Below are 20,826 nucleotides of genomic sequence, written 5' to 3' on the forward strand. Positions count from 1 at the left end.
TAGCCAGAGACTTTGCAATAAGATTTCCGGTTATCCTTCCTTTTTATTTATTTCAAATTTGCCAAAAATCATATATGTCCAGGAAATAAAAAGTAAAATTTGTAAAGAGAACGAATGACAAAACGCCTGTCGGAAAAGCTGTTGACAAAGCCATTGATAACGGTGCAAATGCTCTAAAAAACGGAGTGGATTTCCTGTTCGGGGGTGGTTCTAAATAAAAAGACGGCTTGAATCAATAAAAAGAATTTCTTTAGCAGTTATAATTAGTCTTATAATCGCCCTGATAATAATTATATTTTCAGCCTGTATATTCTCTTTTCTTCCTTACTGGCTGGAAATACCTTTTTGTCTGGCAGTATGTCTGCTTATTATACGAAGCAAACATAAGAAAAAATAACTAGAACAGCTTCCGTGTACGAAACCCCCAAAGGCCATAATACACGGAAGCTGTTTTTTATTTATTACTCCAGTATTCCAATAGAATAAGCCGGCAGTGTAACAACTCCATCCTTTATCTCTGTTTTCGCCGCTTCGGTATCCAGAGAGCCGGCAAGCTTACTAAACCCAAGAGCTTTTACATCTATCTGCTTTGCTTCCTTTGAAAAATTGTACAGGAGAAGAAGCTTGCTGCCGTTATAAGTCTTGGTAACAGCAGAAATATCATTATTTGTTACCGCAGGTACAACTTCCACATCACCTCTTGCCATACCGGGAATGGTGTTTCTTAAGGCAATTGCTTTCTTATAATAATTATACAGGGAATTATCATCCTTTGCCTGCTCTTCTACGCTTCCAAGGGGATAGGATGTTTCTTCCATGCCGGCAGGCCCTTTTGTCATACCGGCAGAATCATTCTTAGACCAATACATAGGAGCTCTTTTATTCTCATCTTTCCCGCTTCCCGTCATTCCGATCTCTTCTCCGTAATAAACAAAGGTATTTCCTGTCATTGTCAAATTCATACCTGCTGCCATCTTTAGCTTATCAATGTCCCCGGAGAAATATCCATAGGCTCTGGCAGTATCATGGTTTGTGAAGAAGGGAGCGTCAATGCCGCTTGGATTGTATTTCTTAATACCATCCTGTACCTGCTTTAGACCCTGGGCAAAATAAAGCCCGGGAGGAGTAGGCGCACTTCTATTGAGTGTCTTTGCAATTACTCCGGTCTCAGTAGCAAAAGCAAAGTTAAATACACTGTCTATTCCGCTCTTATAATACTGGGCATATTTGGAGAAATTCGTCCAGACCTCGGCAACCATATAATTATCTTTATTCTTATCCTTAATAAAGGTGTTTAACCAGGAAAGTACTTCATTGTTTTTGTCCGTATCTTCTGCAAAATAATGAAGAGCTGCATCCAGCCTGAAACCATGGACTCCTATGTCAAGCCAGAAGGTCATAATGTCCTCAATATCTTTTCTTAAGGCTTCATTATCCAGATTAAGGTCCGGCATGCTCTGGCTGAAATCGCCTTCATAATACCAGTCGCCTACTCCCGTACTGTAATAATTTCCTTTGGCAGGTTTGCCCTCCACGAAGTTATAATACTTCACATAGGGATTATGTTCTCGGCATAGTTCCTTATGGGTGCATTTTTCCTGTCCGCAGGGTTCTATGGCAAGACTCTTAAGTGCCGACTGAAACCAGGGATTCTTATCCGAAGTATGATTAATGACAAGGTCCAGAATAATCTTGATCCCCCTCTTATTGCACTCGGCTGTCAAACGCTTGAAATCATCCAGAGTACCATACTGTGGATCAATGTCATAGTAATCCTTTACATCATATTTATGGTAAGAGTCAGATGGCATAATCGGCATCAGCCAGATACCGTTTGCCCCTAAGTCTGTTGTGGTATCCGGGTTCCCGTCATTGATGTAATCCAGCTTATCAATCAATCCGTTGATATCCCCGATTCCATCACTGTTGCTGTCATAGTAAGAATACAAGAATACCTCATAATAGGTCCCGTAGTTATCATCTATGGGTTTAGCATTAGTTTCCGTGGTACCTGTTTTTATATTCCCTGTCCCCTTTTCGGTCGTTTCCTTCACCGGCTCCTTGGAAGTGTTTTCCTTGTTTCCGGAACAGCCGGTAAATAAAAGAGCCAGGATAAGGATAAAGCTTATTATATGTGCTCTTTTTTTCATGTTAACTCCTTTCGTGAATATTAAATCTTTGATTTGATATTCCTGAATATGTAGTTGAAAAAACAGTTTTTTGTTTTTTCAACCTAATCTCCTTTCGTGAATATCAAATTACAGATTGGATATTTGTTCATTCCCATCTGAAAATCCGGCGTATGCAACAAGAAAGAGGGAAGGGATGTCTAAAGTTCCTTTCTCTCTTTCTGTATTTGCAAATCTATTCTGCTGTCAGCGCCGCACTACTGCTTAAATAAAATTTGAAAATGCTATGCCTTCTTCAATACACCTCAAGTTTGTGCCGAGGATTTCGAAGGCATTTGTGTGAAGTATGCTTTTCAATAATTCACATTAGCCCTTTACGGCACCTGATACGCCTTCCACATAATACTTTTGCATACAGATAAACAAAAGCGCAATGGGGATGGATACCAGAACCGCCCCGGCAGCAAACCGGTTATACCAGGTATTGATGAATTCTTTCTCAAGCATTCTATAAAGACCCAATGCCACCGTATAGTTGTTATAATTATCTCCCATGATAACACTTACGAAGATATAATCACCCCACGGTGCCATAAAGGAGGTTAATATCGTATATATAATTATGGGCTTTGATAAGGGTATCGTTATTTTTGTGAATACTTTCCATTTGGAGGCTCCGTCCAGCCATGCTGCCTCATCAATTGCACGGGGTATAGTATCAAAAAATCCCTTGGCAATATAAAAGCCTAAGCCGGCACCTCCGGAATATACAAGGATCAATGCTAAAAGGGACTGAGTAAGGTTTAATCCCTTTAATATATAATAAACTGCAATCATAGACATGAATCCCGGAAACATTCCAAGAATCAGGGCTATGTTCATATATGGCTTTCTCAATTTAAAGCGTAACCTGGATATGGCATAGGATACGGATAATACATAGAAGGTCGACAGGATACAGGAGCACACCGCAACCACTAAGGTATTCATGAACCAGCGCAGGAAGTAAAACTGAGCTGTATCCGTAAACAATGTCTTAAAATTAGCGGTTGTAAACTTTCTGGGGAAAAAATTACTGGAAAAAGCCTTATCCCCGCTAAAAGAGGTCATAACAACCCAGAGGATTGGTATCAGCCATATCAGGGCCAGAATCAATAACAAGGCATGCACCAGAACATTTTTTGTTGTCTTTTTGGTTCGATTAGCACTAGGTCTGCTCATTATTGGAAATCCTCCTCTCTGTTATAAGATGCCGTCTTTCTATAAGTTGACAACGAAAGCACTGCCGATATTACAAATACTAAAATACCGATGGTTGAGGCAAAGGAGTAATCCTTCATCTGCCCGGTAGTCAGTTTATACAGCCAGGTAACAAGTAAATCTGTCTTTCCAGCCTGATAATAGGATAGTGTATCTGGTCTTCCTGCTGTCAGGAAGTATATTACATTGAAATTGTTGAAATTACCGATAAACTGGGTTATCAAATAGGGCGTTGTTACAAATAGTACATAGGGCATGGTAATCTTAAAGAACATGGTAACCGGCTTTGCACCATCTACCCTGGCAGATTCATACAGGTCGGCAGGTATATTAGCCAGGATACCGGTTGTAATAAGCATTGTATACGGTATACCTACCCATAAGTTTACAATGATTACCGTAATCCTTGCCCATGTAGGATCGGACAGGAACGGAAGGTAAGTTCCCTGGGGTATCAAGCCCAGCTGGTGCAATAAAGCATTAACAGCACCACTGTTATTTAACATTGTCCTGACAACTAAAAGGGATACAAACTGGGGTACTGCTATGGAAATAACAAAGAGAGTACGCCATAATCCTTTTCCTCTTGTTTCCTTCCGGTTAATTAAAAGAGCTAACAGGATCCCTCCCAGATAATTTAATCCGGTGGCAAAAATCGCCCAGATAATGGTCCATGCCAAAACATGCCAGAAGGTATAAGAGATAGTCTGACCGGAAAAAAGAATGGTCTTAAAGTTTTCTAATCCGACCCAGGTAAATAAATTTCCCGGCGGCTGATGATCGTGATCATAATTGGTAAACGCAATCAGAATCATAAAAAACAACGGCAATACCGTAAACAGGACAATTCCTGTTATCGGAAGCGTCATCAGGGTCTTATGAAGATCTTTATCAAAAAGATCTCTTACCTCTTCCCGAAAGCTTAATGGCTTTTTGCCTTGCTCTTTGACTTGCTGAACCGTCAAGGCAGATTTAAGACCGGTTCGATAAAGGAGAATAAATGCAATGGTAATTGACAGTGCTACTACTCCATACAGTAAGATCAGCATGGAATTATCACCTTTTTGCAATACGAAAATACCAAGCTTTTTATCCATTACCATTCCCTGTTTATGAGTACCAAGATCCCTTAGTCCTCCCAGTGAATGAACACCGTTCTCTATCATATAAAAAATATAAGCAGCCTCCAGGCCAAGGAAGAGTAATCCCTTAACAATCTGTCCCCTTATAATATTGGATAATCCCAAGATGCCAAAAGAGAGTTTGGTAAAAATATCTCCCTTTATAAAATGTTGTCCAAAAAATGCAAACCACCGGCCTACCGCCTTGAAGGCCTTTACAATGGCTTTGCTTATTTTATGAAATATATTTTCTTTTCCCATTTTTAAACCATGCCCTCCATTCGCAGCCGGCTAACTTTGTAATCAGCGAAAAAGGGAAGTTACGGGCTGTAACAGTATAGCAGGTACTATATGCAGCAGCCCAACTTCCTTTTTCTTTACATATTATTTATTAGCCAATAGATGAAAGTATGCTATTAACCATGTCGTCAAGTTTTTGTTTTGCATTATCTTTTGTTACAGTACCATTTAAGACTTCAGCTCCGAAAGCCTGTGCAGGTGTCCAGTAGTTACCCATCTGAGGAATGGATGACTGTAAGGTAGCGTAGGAAGCCTGAAGACTTAAAGCAGCTACAGCCGGGTTAGCAAGAACATCCGGATCAGATGCTAATTTAATGTTAGTAGGAGCGATGTTTCTCTTTTCAAATCTAAGCTTCTGGCACTCTTCACCAGCTAAATACTGTGCTAATTGCATAGAAGGAACAGCAAATTTTGTCTGTGAATTAACACCGATTAACTTAAAGTCTGCAAAGTTACTAAGCTGTTTGTATTCTCCGTTGATTTTAATCTTAGGAAGACTGGTTGCTGCATAGTTATCGCCTAAAGCTTCTTTGATAGTATCTGCATTCCATGTACCGGAGCAAGCTGCTGCCAAAGTACCATCCTTTAATGCTGCTAAGATATTGTTATCTGCTTCATCCAGGAACTTCGGATTCTTTGCTAAATCAATAAGGTAGTTAGCAACTTCTACGCCTTTTTCATCATTGAAAGTACAGGAGGTAGGATCTGTTCCGTCAGGTCCGAATAATGTACCGCCGTTTGCAAAGAAGAAAGCGGATATATACCAGCCATTATCAAGATCTACGGAGAAGTTCTTTACCTTATCTCCCAAATCTTTTGCCATCATGTCATCAAGAGAAAGAACGTCCTTCTCTGTATATTTGCTCTTATCATAGTACATAAACCATGAGTTGGGTGTAAAAGGATATGCATAAATCTGATCGTTTACAGTAGCTGCCTTAATGGATGCAGGTGCATTATCTGCTGTGATCTTATCAACATCTAAGGTAATAGGATAAAGAATACCTGCGTTTACAAGTACGGACGTTTGGTCGGATGCGAATGCGAAAACATCTGCGCCTGCTGCGGGGTCCTTCTGAAGCTCTGTAGAAGCATCTGCTTCAGATACTACGCCGTAATCAAAAGTAAGATTGTATTCAGGATGTGCTGTCTTAAAGTTTTCGCACATCTCTTTTAAGATTTCCTGTTCTTCCTGAGGAGCCCATACTTTAAGAGTTACATCTGTAGGTGTCGTATTAGTAGCCTCCGGAGTTGCTGTATCAGTAGCTTCCTTCTGGTTATTACCTGTTGTCTTGTCATTTGTTGTGTTGCTGTCTTTTTTGCAACCGGCTAAGCTTCCGATTACAAGAATCATGACCATAAGCAATGTAAGAATCTTTCTGCTCTTCTTCATATTAAATACCTCTTTCCCATATTTTATAGATTGTTTCTATGCATAAACGCTTTCGCGCTGGTGCCTTAAGTTTCTTCTTTGTTTACTGCAATCCCCATATTTCTTTTGCGTATTCCTTAATCGTTCTGTCGCTGGAAAACATTCCCGCATTCGCTGTATTTAAGAAACACTTCCTATGGAATTCAAAGGAGTCTTTGTAATCCTTGTTGGCCTGTAATCTGGCATCCGTATAGGATATGAAATCCAACAGAAGGTAATAGTGGTCGGGCTCATGCCAGCTTGCTCCTTTTAAAATAGCATCATAAAGCTCTTTAAACATTCCGGTACCATCATCATCAAAGGTTCCGTCAGTCAGTGTATCAAGTACTCTTTTGATTCTGGGATTGGATTTGTAAATCTTAGCAGGATTATAGGTGTCCTTTATAGCTTCAATCTCTTCCACCCTTGCACCAAAGATATAATTATTCTCTTCGCCTGCCTGCTCTACAATCTCAATATTGGCCCCATCATAGGTTCCAAGAGTAACCGCCCCGTTTAACATAAACTTCATATTGCCGGTTCCCGAAGCTTCTGTTCCTGCAGTTGATATCTGCTCCGAAATATCTGCGGCAGGTACCAGCTTTTGCGCATAGGACACATTGTAATTGGAGACAAATACCACCTGCATCAGATCCTTTACATCAGGGTCGGAATCGATAAGCTTTGCAATCTCATTGATGTACTTAATGATTCCTTTTGCCCTGAAATATCCGGGTGCTGCTTTCGCTCCAAAAAGGAACAATGTAGGAGTAAAGTCCTTTATGCTTCCTTCCTTGATACCAAAATAGATATCCATGATGGAAAATGCATTGAGCAGCTGACGCTTATATTCATGAAGCCTCTTAACCTGAATGTCAAAAATGAAACTCGGGTCAATCTCAATATTCTCCTGCTTTTTTATATATTCAGCAAGCTGTTGCTTCTTGATGCGCTTGATATCTGCATACTGCTTGATAACCTGCTTGTTATCCTTATATTCTTCCAGCTTCTTTAAGTTATCCAGATTAAGAATCCAGGAATTTCCTATCTTGTCGCTAATAAAGCCGGACAGCTCCATATTGGAAAGGGCAAGCCATCTTCTCTGGGTAATACCGTTGGTCTTATTCTGGAAGCGCTCCGGATAAATCTCATACCATTCCTTCAATACATCCTTTTTTAAGATTTCGGTATGAAGTCCTGCAACACCGTTGGTAGAATGGCTGGCGAATACAGCGAGCCTTGCCATATAAATCAGATTGCCGTCAATAATGTTGTAAATCGTCTGCGCTTCATCCGTAACCTTGCCAAAAGCTTTCAGTTCTTTTACCAGTGCCCTTTGTAACAGCAGAACATATTTATATACATTTGGAATAACCGCTCTGAATAAAGATATACTCCATTTTTCAAGTGCTTCTGCCATAACTGTGTGGTTTGTATAGGCAAAAGTTTCTCTTGCAATACGAAATGCCTTAGCAAAGGAAAGCTTTTCTTCCTCCATCAGAATCCTTAAAAATTCCGGAATCGCCACAACAGGATGGGTATCGTTTAACTGTATTGCATATTCTTCCGGAAAATGACCAAAATCATTGCCGTGCTTTTCTTTATATCTTCTTACCATGTCTCTTACGGAAGCGGCTGCAAAGAAATACTGCTGCTTTAAGCGAAGTTTCTTGCCGGCATCGGTGGAATCATTTGGGTAGAGAAGACTTGAAATAGCCTCTGCTTCATCCCTGTTCTTTACTGCCTTATCATATTTCTGCTCGTTGAACAGCTCAAAATCAAACTCTTCTATGGGTTCAGCCTGCCACAGTCTTAAATAATTCACAGTATTTCCGCCATATCCGATAATCGGCGTATCATAGGGTACTGCATATACAGACTGGTTCTTAAAATCAATTCTTATCTTTTCCTTTTCTTTTCTGACAGACCATGGATCCCCAAATCTTTGCCAGTCATCAGGCGTCTCCTTTTGGAAACCGTCTTCAAAATACTGCTTGAACAAACCGTATTTATACCGTATTCCGTATCCGTTTAAGGGAATTCCAAGAGTTGCTCCGGAATCCAGGAAACAGGCTGCCAGTCTTCCAAGACCTCCGTTACCCAAAGCCGCATCCTCAATATCCTCAAATATTCCGATATCCAGATTGTTCTCACCCATCATTTCCGCATATGTGTGATAGAGTCCGCTGTTTAAGAGGTTACTGTATACCAGTCTTCCTACCAGGAATTCAGCGGACAGATAGGATACCTTCTTACTGCCTGCATCCTTATCCCAATCCTTCTTAATCATCTGCATTACTGCTTTGGAAACAGCATGGTAAAGCTCTGTGGTATCTGCTTCCTTTATGGTCTTGCGGTAATCCAGCTCCAGTATGGTACTTACATATTGTTTGAAATTGTTTTCCATTCTTAATTACCTCATAATTATTTTACTCTTGCATAAAGGCAAGCCAGATCATAAAGTTTCTTACAGTCAATTTCCTGATATTGTTCTTTCTTAAGCCGCCATTTCCAGTTATCTCCCACAGTAGAAGGAAAATTCATTCTGGCGGAATTATCAAGCTTTAAAAAGTCCTGCATCTGTATAATAGCTGCATCCGCAACACTTGCGTAGGCTGCCCGGATAATGGCATCCGGTAACAACCGAAAATCGGTAACCTGGAAATATTCCAAAAGCTTCTCAAGCTCCTTCCAGCTCTTCTTCTGCAAAAAGCCCACCAGGGTTTCATTATCATGTGTACCTGTATAAACCGCAATGTTAGAGGTTTTAAAATTGTGAGGAAGGTATTCATTATCCGCTGGACCGTCCAGACCGAATTCCAAAACCTTAATACCGGCAAAACCGGTTTCTTTAATCAACTTCTTTACGGGCGGAGTAAGTACTCCCAAATCCTCTGCTATAATCCTGGCATCTCCAATGGATTCCATAAAAACATCCGTAAGCTTCTTTCCGGGTCCGGTTTCCCATTTTCCTTCCACTGCTGTGGAGCAGCTTACCGGTATGGAATAGTAGTTTACAACTCCAATGAAATGGTCAACACGTATTACATCATAAAGGGCTGCCAGGCTCTTCATTCTTTCCCGCCACCACTTAAAATCCTGTTTCTCCATTACATCCCATCGGTATAAGGGATTTCCCCAGCGCTGGCCTTCTGCCGAAAACATATCCGGCGGTACCCCCGCAACATGAATGGGTTTCTTTCTCTCGTCTAACTCAAACAAATCTCCGTTAACCCACACATCACTGCTATCCATAGCCACATACAACGGAATATCTCCAATAATAGAAATTCCATTATCAGCAGCGTATCTTTTTACCTTGTTCCATTGCTCTTTGAATTTATACTGAACAAATTTCCAGAAATCAATTTCTTCTGATAACTGCTTTTCATATTTTTCAATGGCTTCCTTTTTACGGAATGCAATATCTTTATCCCAAAGCTGCCACTCTTTGTTCTCAAAATGATTTTTCAAGGCCATATAAAGACTGTAATCATGGAGCCAGAATTCATTTTCCTTCAGGAATTTACTGTACTCGTTACTTTCCTTGTGCCTGCTCTTATTAAAAGCTTTCTTAAGGATTTTAAAACGGACATTATATATCTTGGCGTAATTAATCTCTTCTTCTTTCTTTCCCCAATCAGCTGATGAGACTTCTTCTTTGGTCAGCAGTTCTTCCTCTATCAGTATATCCAAATCTATAAAGTAAGGATTTCCTGCAAAAGCTGAAAAGGATTGGTAGGGGCTGTCTCCGAAGCTGGTAGGTCCGACAGGAAGGACTTGCCAGTATGTAAATCCGCTTTTTTTCAAAAACTCTATGAACTTATAGCTTTCCTCACCCAATGTACCAATACCGTAAGGTGATGGAAGTGCGCTTACCGGCATAAGCACCCCGGCTCCTCGTTTTAAACTATTATTCTCTGTCATGTCTGCTCCCATCAATGCCGTTAAGCATCCTGCAAATTAGCTTTTTCAATATTTTCGATAATTTTCGAAAACCTATATATAGATTAGCATCATAATGCGGTTTTGTCAATATCATTTTTTATTATTATGGTCAATATTTATATTTAATTTACTAATATTCCTTTTTCTTTGTTTGTTTTTATAAAATCTTGCATATTTTATGCCTCTGTTTCTCTGAAAATAGTTCAAAAATTCCTTCTTCTTTTTGCTATTCCACCTGTTTTTTCGAAAGTAAGTTCTCTTTGCTTCTGATATTTTCTAAATGGCAAAATATCATATGTACAAATCGTATAAAAATTCAGACAAAACACATCATAATGCACAAATCTTAATTGCCTATTGAAATGTACAATTTTGGAGTTTATACTTAGAGTATTGTTATTATGTGTAAAAAGGCCTTCAATATTACTAAACTGGAGAGAGATATATCAATGGCAACAATCAAAGACATCGCCAATAGACTTGGAATAGCAGTCAGTACTGTTTCAAAGGGGTTAAATGGTGCAAGTGACATCAGTGATGATATGCGTCAGCTTGTACTGGATACCGCTGTTGAAATGGGCTACACTTCTAAAAAAATGAGAACATCAACTACGCGCAAGGTATGTATATTTATTGAAAATATGGACTATGAGAACATCGACCAGTTCGGATATGATATCATCGTGGGGTTTAAATTATCTGCTGCCAGACGTCACTGGGAAGTTACTGTTGTCCCGTCAAGCCTGACTCTCCAGACAGAAGAAAAATATGACACCTATATGCTGAAAAACGGTTACAGCGGTGCCTTTTTTCTGGGGTTTTCCTTACATGATGATTGGGTTATACAGCTGAATAAGACAACTGTCCCTACAGTACTTCTGGATAACTACATTGAAAGAAATAACCATGTGGGATATGTAGGTACGGACAATGACGAGGGAATCGACCTGGCGGTTGACCATTTAAAAGAATTGGGTCATAAAAAAATTGCTTTCCTTAACGGTTCCAAGAATTCTATGGTTTCCGACCAGCGTTACAGCGCTTTTATAAACAGCATGAAAAAGCACGGTCTTACACCGGATGAGAATCTCATAGAATTTGGTTATTATGTACCGGACTGCGCAAAATACCATGTCCCGTCCTTTTTAAAGAATGGTGCTACGGCAATTATCTGCGCCAGCGATTTGATTGCTTCCGGTGTTATTACAGAGGTTGTAAAGCATGGACTAAAGGTTCCGGGTGACATCAGCGTAATAGGCTTTGATGACCTCCCCATTGCTTCACATCTGTCTCCCCCGCTTACAACCATACGGCAAGACCGTGTAGATCTTGGGAAAAGTGCTTTTCTTTTGCTGGACGGATTAATTCACAATGTCTCTATCAGTAAGCTTCTTCAAAGAGCAAAATTCATTAAGCGCCAATCTACGGCTTCCTGCAAGAGCAAAACGGAAATAAAACTATAAGGTGAATCCGGAATACGGTTAATAGACTACAAAAAAGCGGCATAGCCTGAGGCTACACCGCTTCTTTTCTATTCACTAACCCGGTAAACTTATCTACTTTCTTTTGATGTCTCCATCCAGTTTCCATATCTGCTCATTATATTCCCGTATAGTACGGTCAGAGGAGAAGTACCCGGCCTTACTGATATTAACCAGCATTTTTTCAGCCCAGCCTAAACGGTCTTTATAATCGGTATAGGCTTCTTCCCGTGCTCTTATATAATCCTTAAAGTCAAGCAGTGACATAAACCAATCCTTATTAAGGATTTCTTTGTAAAGCCTCTGAAGATTTTCTTTTTGGCCGATGGCTAACATTCTTTCACTGATTATAAAATCTAATGCCTTCTTAATATCGTCATCTTTTTGATAGTATCTTTTTGAAATATAATCTGCTTTTTGATAATGCCTGATTACCTGGTCACTGGTTTCACCAAAAAGGTAAATATTCTCCCCGCCTACCAAGTCACTGATTTCAACATTTGCACCGTCTAAGGTTCCCAAAGTCACGGCTCCATTGAGCATGAACTTCATATTACCCGTACCGCTGGCTTCCTTGGAAGCTAAGGAAATCTGCTCTGATATGTCACAGGCAGGTATCAGCACTTCTGCCTTCGTCACATTATAATCTTCTACCATGACCACCTTCAGATAAGGGCTTACCTGAGGATCGTTATTTATTAATTCCTGAAGGCAGAGAATCAGATGAATAATATCCTTTGCAATTATATAAGCCGGTGCGGCTTTTGCACCGAAAATAACTGTTATCGGTATTTCAGGCAGTTTCCCGTCCTTAATTTCCTGATATTTATATATGACATACAAAGCATTCATCTGCTGGCGCTTATACTCATGAAGACGTTTAATCTGAATATCAAAAATAGAATTTTCATCTATTGTAATTCCCTGATCCTTTTCCAACCAGGACTTTAGCTTTCGTTTATTTTGATATTTAATATTCAATAATCTGGAAAGTACTCTTTCTTCTTTTCTGAAATGAATCAGCTTGTTAAGCTCCATAGAATCCTTATGGAATCCATCTCCTATCAGGCTTTCTATAAAAAAAGCCAGCTCCCGGTTGCAATGCAGCAGCCAACGCCTAAACGTAATACCATTGGTCTTATTATTAAATTTCTCCGGATACAGCTTATAGAAGTGGTTCAATTCCGTCGTCTTTAGAATATCCGTATGCAGGGCGGCCACACCATTCACGCTGAAGCCATAATGAATGTCCATAGAGGCCATGTGTACCCTCTCCCGGCTGTCTATAATAGCTACTTCTTCCTTGCCATACTTCCGCCTCACCCTGTTGTCCAGTATTTCAATAATGGGTACTAACTGGGGAACCACTTTCTTTAAATAATCCAGAGGCCATTTTTCTAAAGCTTCTGCCAAAATGGTATGATTCGTATAAGCACAGGTTTTCGTTACGATAGAGATTGCCTCATCCAAAGCAATTCCCCGTTTTATAAGCAGTCTGATCAGTTCCGGAATTACCAGGCTTGGATGGGTGTCATTAATCTGTATTACCGCATATTCATACAGGTCATGAAGGTCGCTGCCCCGTCTTACTGACTCTTCCAGAATAAGCTGTGCTCCGCAGCTTACCATGAAATACTGCTGGTAAATACGCAGCTGCCGCCCTGCTTCATCACTGTCATCGGGATATAAAAACAAAGTGAGATTTTTTTTAATATCCTTTTTATCAAACTCAATCCCTTCTTCTACAAGGCCTTCATCCACTAATTCCGAATCAAACAAATGCAATTTATTATTCCTGTTTTGATATCCGATTACATCAATATTATAAAGTATGGATTTTACCTTAAAGCTTCCGAATTCCACTTCATAGGAATTCTTCTTCTTAGTCAGCCAGCAGGCTTTCTCCATCCATGGATTCTTCTCTTCTTTTTGCAGAAAATCTTTAAAATGCTGTTTAAATAATCCCAAATGATAATTCAGCCCAATACCGTCACCCGCCAGACCCAAAGTTGCTATAGAATCCAAAAAGCAGGCTGCCAGACGTCCAAGTCCTCCATTTCCCAACGAAGGTTCCGGTTCTGCTTCCTCTATTTCAGTCAAGTCCTGCCCGGAGGCTGCCAGCAGTTCCCTCATATCTTCATAAATACCAAGGTTGATCAGATTATTTGATAAGAGTTTGCCTATTAAAAATTCTGCGGATATATAATAGAGCTTGCGCTTCTCATCTCTTTCTGTCCTGTCAGCGGCCAGCCGTTTTACCATGCCTAAAAGCCCCAGAAGCAGTTCTTCCCTGGTACAAGCTCCAATGGTCTTTCCAAACTGCTGCTCCAGAAGCTTTGTAAGAAGTCTTGCCGAATCTTTGATTTTCTCCGTAACCTTCCTGATTTCTCCAAAACGTCCGCTCTCTGTTACTGCCGCTGCCAGAAATTCCGTCTGTGCATGCAATTCTTCCAGGCTGCTTAGCTTCCATTCCCAGTTTGGAGACCCCAGAGTACCCGGCGTATTAATACGTCCTTCATTTCCCATTTCAAGTATATCCTGTACGGGTATAATTGCTATTTCAGCCAGATTATCCAACGTATAACGGATAAATTTATGGGAAATGGAGCCTGAAACATAGCCATAAGCATAAAGCTCCAGCTCTGTCTCATTTTGCACTTGCCCGGACTGGTTTTCAAACCAGCCAAGTATTGTTTCATTATCATGGGTTCCCGTATATACCATCATATTTTCCCGGTCGGGAAATCCATTATTTCCTTCCAGCGGGTCAAAGGAAAACTGAATGATTTTCATTCCTTTCAGGCTATAATGATCCCTTAATTCATAAACCTGCGGTCTCATTTCTCCCAAATCTTCCGCCACAATATGAATATCCGGATAAGTTTTAAGAAGAAGGTCAAATAATTCATAGCCGGGAGCTTCCAGCCACTCTCCCTCTATTGCAGTATCACAGGAAGCAGGTATTTTCCAGTAAGTATCAAAGGCCCTAAAATGATCGATACGGATGATATCAAATAGTTTAGCGGTATATCCAAACCTTTCAAGCCAAAAGTGAAAATTGTTTTCTTCCATCCGCTCCCAATTATAGATTGGATTGCCCCATCTTTGCCCGGTACGGCTGAAATAATCCGGCGGTACTCCTGCAATGAAAACCGGATGTCCATCCTTATCAAGCAGGAAATCCTCCTGGTTTGTCCACACATCCAGAGAATCTATCCCCACATAAAACGGAACGTCCCCCATGATTTGAATTCCTGAATGATTGGCATAACTTTTCAGCGCCATCCATTGACGGTAAAACTCATATTGGACAAACATCTCATAACGAATATCTTTCTCATATACTGTTTCATCAAATCTTCTGTCCTGAATCCAGTTCTTATGCTCCGTTTTCCATTCATTCCAGCATTTTAATTCATTCTTCTTCTTTAAAGTTAAAAACACGCCGTATAAATAAACCCACTCCTGCTCTATGAATTCCTCATACTCTTTATCCGGCAGAAAAGCTTTAAAGGCCATTTTTAAGTATTTTTCTTTATACTTTCTTACTTCCTGGTACTTGATTTTCGTGCTTGTCTTTCGAAAAGCCGGCGGGACATCTGCCAATAGCCCCTCTTCATACAGTCTCACCAAATCAATATATATTTCATCACCTGCCATCGAGGAATAGGGCTGATAGGGAGATTCTCCGTATCCCAAAGGATTAAGGGGCAAAATCTGCCATATACTGATATTGCTTTTCTTCAAAATGTCGATAAATTCGTAGGTCTGCTTTCCGAAATCTCCCACTCCATAGTCGGCAGAAACGGAAGCTACTGGCATTAATACTCCTGCTTCTCTCATTCAGTTCTCCTAATATTTATAAAATTTGTTTATTAATAAGCCTTCCATGTAGTCTGTTGTTTTTCATAATAACATAATTCTATATTTGGAACAAACTAATTACTTCTTCTAATTCCTTGGTTTTATCTTTTAATTCTTTTGCTGCATCTTCCATAGTATTCACATGCTCTAACTGTCCGGACACGAATTCCTTAACAACAGCTGATGATGCTGCCGTTTCTTCTGCCACAGAGGATATATTTTCCATAGCTTCCAGGGATTTATCTCTTTCGGAATCCATGTGTTCAACGTGAGTCCCTACTTCTCTTAATTGAGCTAAAAGTTTTTCCATGCAATTATTTATATTATTAAATACCTCTACTGTGGAATCCACCATATTATTTTGCTGTACTACAATTTCCTCTGCCTCGCTGGCAGTATTGACAGTAACAATTGTCTGTTTTTTAATTTCACCTACTACCCTTTGTATTTCATTGGCAGCTCCTGCCGAGCCTTCTGCTAATTTGCGGATTTCGTCTGCCACTACGGCAAATCCTTTTCCGGCTTCGCCCGCCCTTGCTGCTTCAATAGAAGCATTCAGAGACAGTAGATTGGTCTGCTCGGCCATATCATTAATGACTTTTACAAGCCTCTCTATATTGACTGAGTCTTTCTCTAATTTCTTAATATCATCTGATACGTTATGAGTTGCCTCCATAACCTTGGATGATTGCCCTGTTAAATTATTTGTTGTATCTATTCCTGTAGTAATCATATCCTTTGTATAATCAGCCAAATCAGCCATAGTAACAACATTTTCTTTTACAACCACAATCTTTTTTGACAATCCGTCAATCTGCGCCAGGCAATCCTGTATATCTTCCGCCTGCTGTGTAATTCCTGCGTCAATTTCCGTACTAAGGGATAATATATTATTTGCTTGTTTTTCCATAGCCTTAGAAGAATCCGATACATTTTGTGAAGCAGCAACTACTAACCTGGTTACCTGCATAACCTTTATGATCAGATTTCTGGTATTGGTAATAGTTTCTTTTACTGCCCCTGCTAATATACCAAATTCATTTCTTTTTTTCACATCCATTTGTACCGTTAAATCACCTTTTGATACAAATGCAAGCTTCTTTGTAATCTTTTTAATGGATGTACCTATTCCTGCCGTAACGACCCCGCAAACTACCAGAGCAATCGCACAGGCAGTCATAACAAGATACAACGTTATTCTTTTTATTTCATTTGCTTTGTCTAATACAAAGGCTTTCGGAACTAATGAACATATGACCGAACCATCAAGAGAATTCTTGCTGTACATAAAGAGGTATTTTGACCCTTTATAATCAATATACTTAAAACCCTGGGAATCTTTATCTTTTACTGCCAATTTATAAAAATCCTGATTCGTAAACTGAAAACCCTCTAAGTCTGTATTTAACAATAGCTCTCTTCCATTTTTTGTAATATAAGCAGTAACACTTCCTTTTTCCAAATCTAAACTCTTAAGGATATCTTTTATTGACTTACTGCTTACATCAATAATTACACAGGCTTCGTTACTCTCAAAACTACGTACAAAAGATATTGCATAATTCTCTTTTGATACCTCTAATTTCTCATCAACTAATGGATGGGTATCCAGCCAAACTCCATTAAAGAATCCTTTAACGGAGTACTTCCCTTCCTCACCATTCACTAAATCACTATAAAACCCCGGTTCCCTTTTTGTTGTTGTAGATACTAAATCCGTCTCTTTATTTGTAATAACATGAATCCCATCAATAAATTCGTTGGATACCTGCATAGCATAAAGGGTCTCTTTTAAATTTGTATATAATTTATTATTCTCAACGGGATCATTTTTGCTGTTTCCAATAGTATAATTGACATTATTACTATCGACTGTTAATTGAAGAGAATTATTTTCTATGGATTTAAATCCAAATTCCAGATTTTTTACTGCCATATCAATAGCCTTCATAGTCGATTTCTCATAATTTTCTGCCATTCCCTTAGAAGCTTTGGAATAAGAAATTGCTCCAACCATTATTACAAAACCGATAGGAATCAAAAATCCAATCAACAACTGTGTTTTTATCCCCCAAAAATATTTTCTCTTTTGTTGTTTATCCCCCATAAACTTCCTCTTTTCTATGCAGTTTCAAAAGGTTCCGTATCATTTTCTTTTCTTAGTTTCGCCTGAAAAATAATTGGGCACTTTTCTGTTTTTATTATTCCGTTCGTTACCTGTACCTCACGATTATCGAATAAATTTTTATAAATACCATCCTCTGCCTCTATGCTGACTTCCGGACAATTGCCTTTCACACGGAATATACCCAGTAAACCGTCATTCTCCTCTTTATACCGGCCAATAATAATATCCTTCTCTTCATATGCCTTTAAGGAGTATACCCCCTGACTTCTTAACGCATTTTGTTTTATCTGGTAAAGATTCTTCATTAAATCGGATATATCCTTTTCTTCTTCCCAGATAATAATATCTTTATCAAAAATACTTGGCCTGTGCTCTGCCTGCACCTCTTCCCCTTCATATATCAGGGTTGTTCCTTTTTCAAAATATGAAAATGCAATCCAGTTGATTCTATCTGCTTCTTCCTTAACATGGGATGCCAGTCTTTCATTATCATGGTTTTCCAAAAAACGAAGTTTCACATAATTTTCAGGATAAATTCCCTCCTGCATTATCAGACTCTCAATGTAGTGACCAAGGCCGTGTTTTCCTTTCAAATATTTAACAAAGCCCGGATACACATCATAGTCATAACATAAATCAAAGGCTTGATATAAATCATTGTCTGTGGAGCATTCCATATGATGGTCTCTCATATATTTAACAAAACTATAGTGTGAAGATTCTGCCAGCCATATGCAGTCGTCTTTTATTTTTTTTACCTCTTCTCTTGCTTCTTTCCAAAAATCAATCGGAACCATAGGGGCTACATCACAACGGAAGCCATCCACAATTTCGGCCCACATCTTTAATGTATCAATCTGATACTGCCACAATTCAGGATTGCTATAGTCCAAATCTATAACATCTGTCCACTCACCAATCCGGTTTCCCATTTTACCGTCTTCTTTCCGGTAAAAATACCCGGGATTGCTTTTCGCTAACAACGAATCCGGTGACGTATGGTTATATACCACATCAATAATACATTTCATATCTCTTTTATGTATCTCATCCACCAGGAAAATAAAATCCTCCATGGTCCCATAATCAGGATTGGTCTTTCTGTAATCACTAATTGCATAGGGGCTTCCGTCTTTTCCTTTTCTTTTTGCTTCCCCTACCGGGTGGATGGGCATCAGCCATATAATATCAACTCCCAGTCTTTTTATACGGTCAAGATCTTTTGCAAAGGCCCGAAAAGTGCCTTCCTCTGTGTGATTTCGCATAAACGCGGAGTACATAACCATATTTCTTAGGCCGGTTTTTGTATCTCTTGCCATGAATTTACCTCTCTTTTTATAGAAAAGGCTGCTGCAAAAAATAGAATATATTATTTTGCAACAACCCTTCTTATTTATGCAATAACTAAATTAATTCGCCTTTACTTAGCTACTTCCGCTACTTCATTAATAATATCCTGCCCGCCTTGTGCAAGCCAATTCTTTGTAAAAGTGTCAAAGCTGTCGATAGAAGCCTGACCTAATACTATTTTTGCAAATGTTTCTTCCTGCAGCTTTTCTAAGTTAGACCACTTAGAAGCCATTGTATCCGTCTGTCCGTAATATAAACTGTAAACCCTGTCATACCCATCTTCCATTAACGGACGGGCTCCGACCATAATAGATATCAAACGTCCGATATTAGCAGGAGCTTCCTCCTTGGTCAAATCCCAATTTTTGATACTGTAATTGTCATAGGGCTCTTTCTTTAATTTCTTAATAACTTCCATATCGTTTTTCAATAACTTATGGGTACTGAAATCAACACTATCCATTGTTATGTCACCGTTCATATATTTTTTAAGATAATCATAGGATACTTCGATTTCATTGGCATTATCATAAACATTAAATAACGGATAAACATCGGAAGGATTTAATTTTGCTTTCAAGCCTGATGCAATCCAGCTCTCTTCATCTCTTAATAATAAATTGATGATTTTAGCAGCTGCTTCCGGGTTCTTGCAATTCTTAGTAACAACTATGTACTGGTTAGTCGGTGCTGACATACCGGAAACAAATTTTCCTTCACTGTTTAACGGTACTTCATATGCCTGCCAGTCAAAAGTAGGATTTTCAAGTACGGAATTCTGTACGGTATAACCACTCCACCAAGGACCAAAGAAAATTCCGGCTTTACCGGCTAAAACAGGTTCTGAACTATCACTGCGAACCAATAATTCAGGATCAATTAATCCCTTCTTATACATATCAGCTAATTTTGCCAATGCTTCCTTGGTTTCAGGAGCAATAGAGCCATAAGTTACATTGCCGCTGCCATCCTTTAACCAGTAGCGGGGGAATGAACCATAAGAAGCAAATATAGCATCAAAACCGAACTGGTTTTGGCCTACATTAGCTAAAAATCCTGTGTTAGATGCTCCTACGATACCGATTGTGTCAGCAACACCATTGCCATCAGGATCTTTGGTTACAAAGCTTTCCGCAACCTTTTCCAGATCTTCAACAGTTTTTGGAACCTCTAAGCCAAGGGCATCCAGCCAATCTTGTCTGATCCACATGGTATTTACGCTGGAAGATGTAAGTTCAGGGGCAGGAATTGCCATCATTTCACCATCCACAGAGATTAAGTCCTTCAGGGCATCTCCGCCGCTGCTTACAAAGCTTTTCAGTAAATCAGAAGCATTACTGTCAAAAGCCTTTGTAATCGGCTGTAATTGGTCATATTTTAGCATAGCACGATATTGTGTTGCATTTACATTCATAATATCAGGAAGCGTATTGCTTGCTATACACATATTTACCTTTTGCTCCAAATCGGTGGTTGAAGCAACCCAATCATAGGTAATATCAATATTAAACGTATCTTTTATCATGTCAAGGTAGTCATTCTTTTCTATGCTTTCCCCTTCAGGAAATGTTGCATTGGGATTAAGTCCAGCTCCTAAATGAATGGTAACCGGGTCTGCATATTTACCAAATGGATCAGTTAAAGCGGTGTCTGTTGCTGCCGGAGCTGCTCCATCATCCTTTGTGGAATCTTCCGTTCCAGCATTGGCTGCAGTCGTGTTTTTGCTGTCTGTGTTGTTTTCTTTTCCACAGGCGGCCAATGATATAATTATCATTGCCAAAGTTAATACAGTTGCCGTAATTTTTCTTAGTTTCATTTTTTTCCTCCTCTTTTT

11 protein-coding genes are annotated in these 20,826 nt (G+C 39.4%); 1 reads left to right on the forward strand and 10 read right to left on the reverse strand.

Going from position 1 to position 20,826, the window contains the following annotated elements; translation table 11 throughout:
- Positions 1 to 461: 461 nt before the first annotated feature.
- The 6 genes from BUF11_RS21640 to malQ (BUF11_RS21665) all read right to left on the reverse strand — a co-directional run bounded on the left by BUF11_RS21640 (position 462) and on the right by malQ (BUF11_RS21665) (position 10,148).
- Entirely contained in the window at positions 462 to 2,150 is a 1,689-nt protein-coding gene (locus BUF11_RS21640) for an alpha-amylase family glycosyl hydrolase (protein WP_073590967.1), read from the reverse strand.
- Positions 2,151 to 2,495: 345 nt separating this feature from the next.
- Positions 2,496 to 3,350 carry a sugar ABC transporter permease gene (locus BUF11_RS21645; protein WP_073590968.1) on the reverse strand — a complete coding sequence of 285 codons (855 nt, stop codon included), beginning with the start codon at positions 3,348 to 3,350 and terminating at the stop codon, positions 2,496 to 2,498.
- Positions 3,350 to 4,771 carry a carbohydrate ABC transporter permease gene (locus tag BUF11_RS21650; protein WP_084558815.1) on the reverse strand — a complete coding sequence of 474 codons (1,422 nt, stop codon included), beginning with the start codon at positions 4,769 to 4,771 and terminating at the stop codon, positions 3,350 to 3,352. Before BUF11_RS21650 ends, BUF11_RS21645 begins: the two co-directional genes overlap by 1 nt.
- 130 nt (positions 4,772 to 4,901) lie before the next feature.
- Complete coding sequence (locus BUF11_RS21655) at positions 4,902 to 6,203, reverse strand: extracellular solute-binding protein (RefSeq protein WP_073590969.1); 1,302 nt, start codon at positions 6,201 to 6,203, stop codon at positions 4,902 to 4,904.
- A gap of 82 nt (positions 6,204 to 6,285) precedes the next feature.
- Complete coding sequence (locus BUF11_RS21660; protein ID WP_073590970.1) at positions 6,286 to 8,628, reverse strand: glycogen/starch/alpha-glucan phosphorylase; 2,343 nt, start codon at positions 8,626 to 8,628, stop codon at positions 6,286 to 6,288.
- Positions 8,629 to 8,645: 17 nt separating this feature from the next.
- Positions 8,646 to 10,148, reverse strand: a complete 1,503-nt coding sequence (gene malQ, locus BUF11_RS21665) for a 4-alpha-glucanotransferase (protein WP_073591003.1) — start codon at positions 10,146 to 10,148, stop codon at positions 8,646 to 8,648.
- 470 nt (positions 10,149 to 10,618) lie between these two features.
- Between malQ (BUF11_RS21665) and BUF11_RS21670 the strand changes: the two genes are divergently transcribed.
- Positions 10,619 to 11,632 (forward strand): LacI family DNA-binding transcriptional regulator, encoded by a 1,014-nt coding sequence (locus BUF11_RS21670; protein WP_073591004.1) that lies wholly within the window; start codon positions 10,619 to 10,621, stop codon positions 11,630 to 11,632.
- Between the two features lie 93 nt (positions 11,633 to 11,725).
- Here BUF11_RS21670 and malQ (BUF11_RS25085) read toward each other — a convergent pair whose 3' ends face one another.
- The 4 genes from malQ (BUF11_RS25085) to BUF11_RS21690 all read right to left on the reverse strand — a co-directional run bounded on the left by malQ (BUF11_RS25085) (position 11,726) and on the right by BUF11_RS21690 (position 20,808).
- Complete coding sequence (gene malQ / locus BUF11_RS25085) at positions 11,726 to 15,493, reverse strand: 4-alpha-glucanotransferase (RefSeq protein WP_073590971.1); 3,768 nt, start codon at positions 15,491 to 15,493, stop codon at positions 11,726 to 11,728.
- 79 nt (positions 15,494 to 15,572) lie between these two features.
- On the reverse strand, positions 15,573 to 17,621 hold the full coding sequence (locus tag BUF11_RS21680; RefSeq protein ID WP_073590972.1) for a methyl-accepting chemotaxis protein: 2,049 nt from the start codon (positions 17,619 to 17,621) through the stop codon (positions 15,573 to 15,575).
- A gap of 14 nt (positions 17,622 to 17,635) precedes the next feature.
- The gene (locus tag BUF11_RS21685) at positions 17,636 to 18,961 is read right to left on the reverse strand and encodes an alpha-amylase family glycosyl hydrolase (RefSeq protein ID WP_073590973.1); all 1,326 of its coding nucleotides are present in this window, start codon (positions 18,959 to 18,961) and stop codon (positions 17,636 to 17,638) included.
- Between the two features lie 101 nt (positions 18,962 to 19,062).
- The gene (locus tag BUF11_RS21690; protein ID WP_073590974.1) at positions 19,063 to 20,808 is read right to left on the reverse strand and encodes an extracellular solute-binding protein; all 1,746 of its coding nucleotides are present in this window, start codon (positions 20,806 to 20,808) and stop codon (positions 19,063 to 19,065) included.
- Between the last annotated feature and the right edge of the window lie 18 nt (positions 20,809 to 20,826).

The sequence above is a fragment of the Anaerocolumna xylanovorans DSM 12503 genome, from assembly GCF_900143645.1.
GTDB classification, from domain to species: domain Bacteria; phylum Bacillota; class Clostridia; order Lachnospirales; family Lachnospiraceae; genus Anaerocolumna; species Anaerocolumna xylanovorans.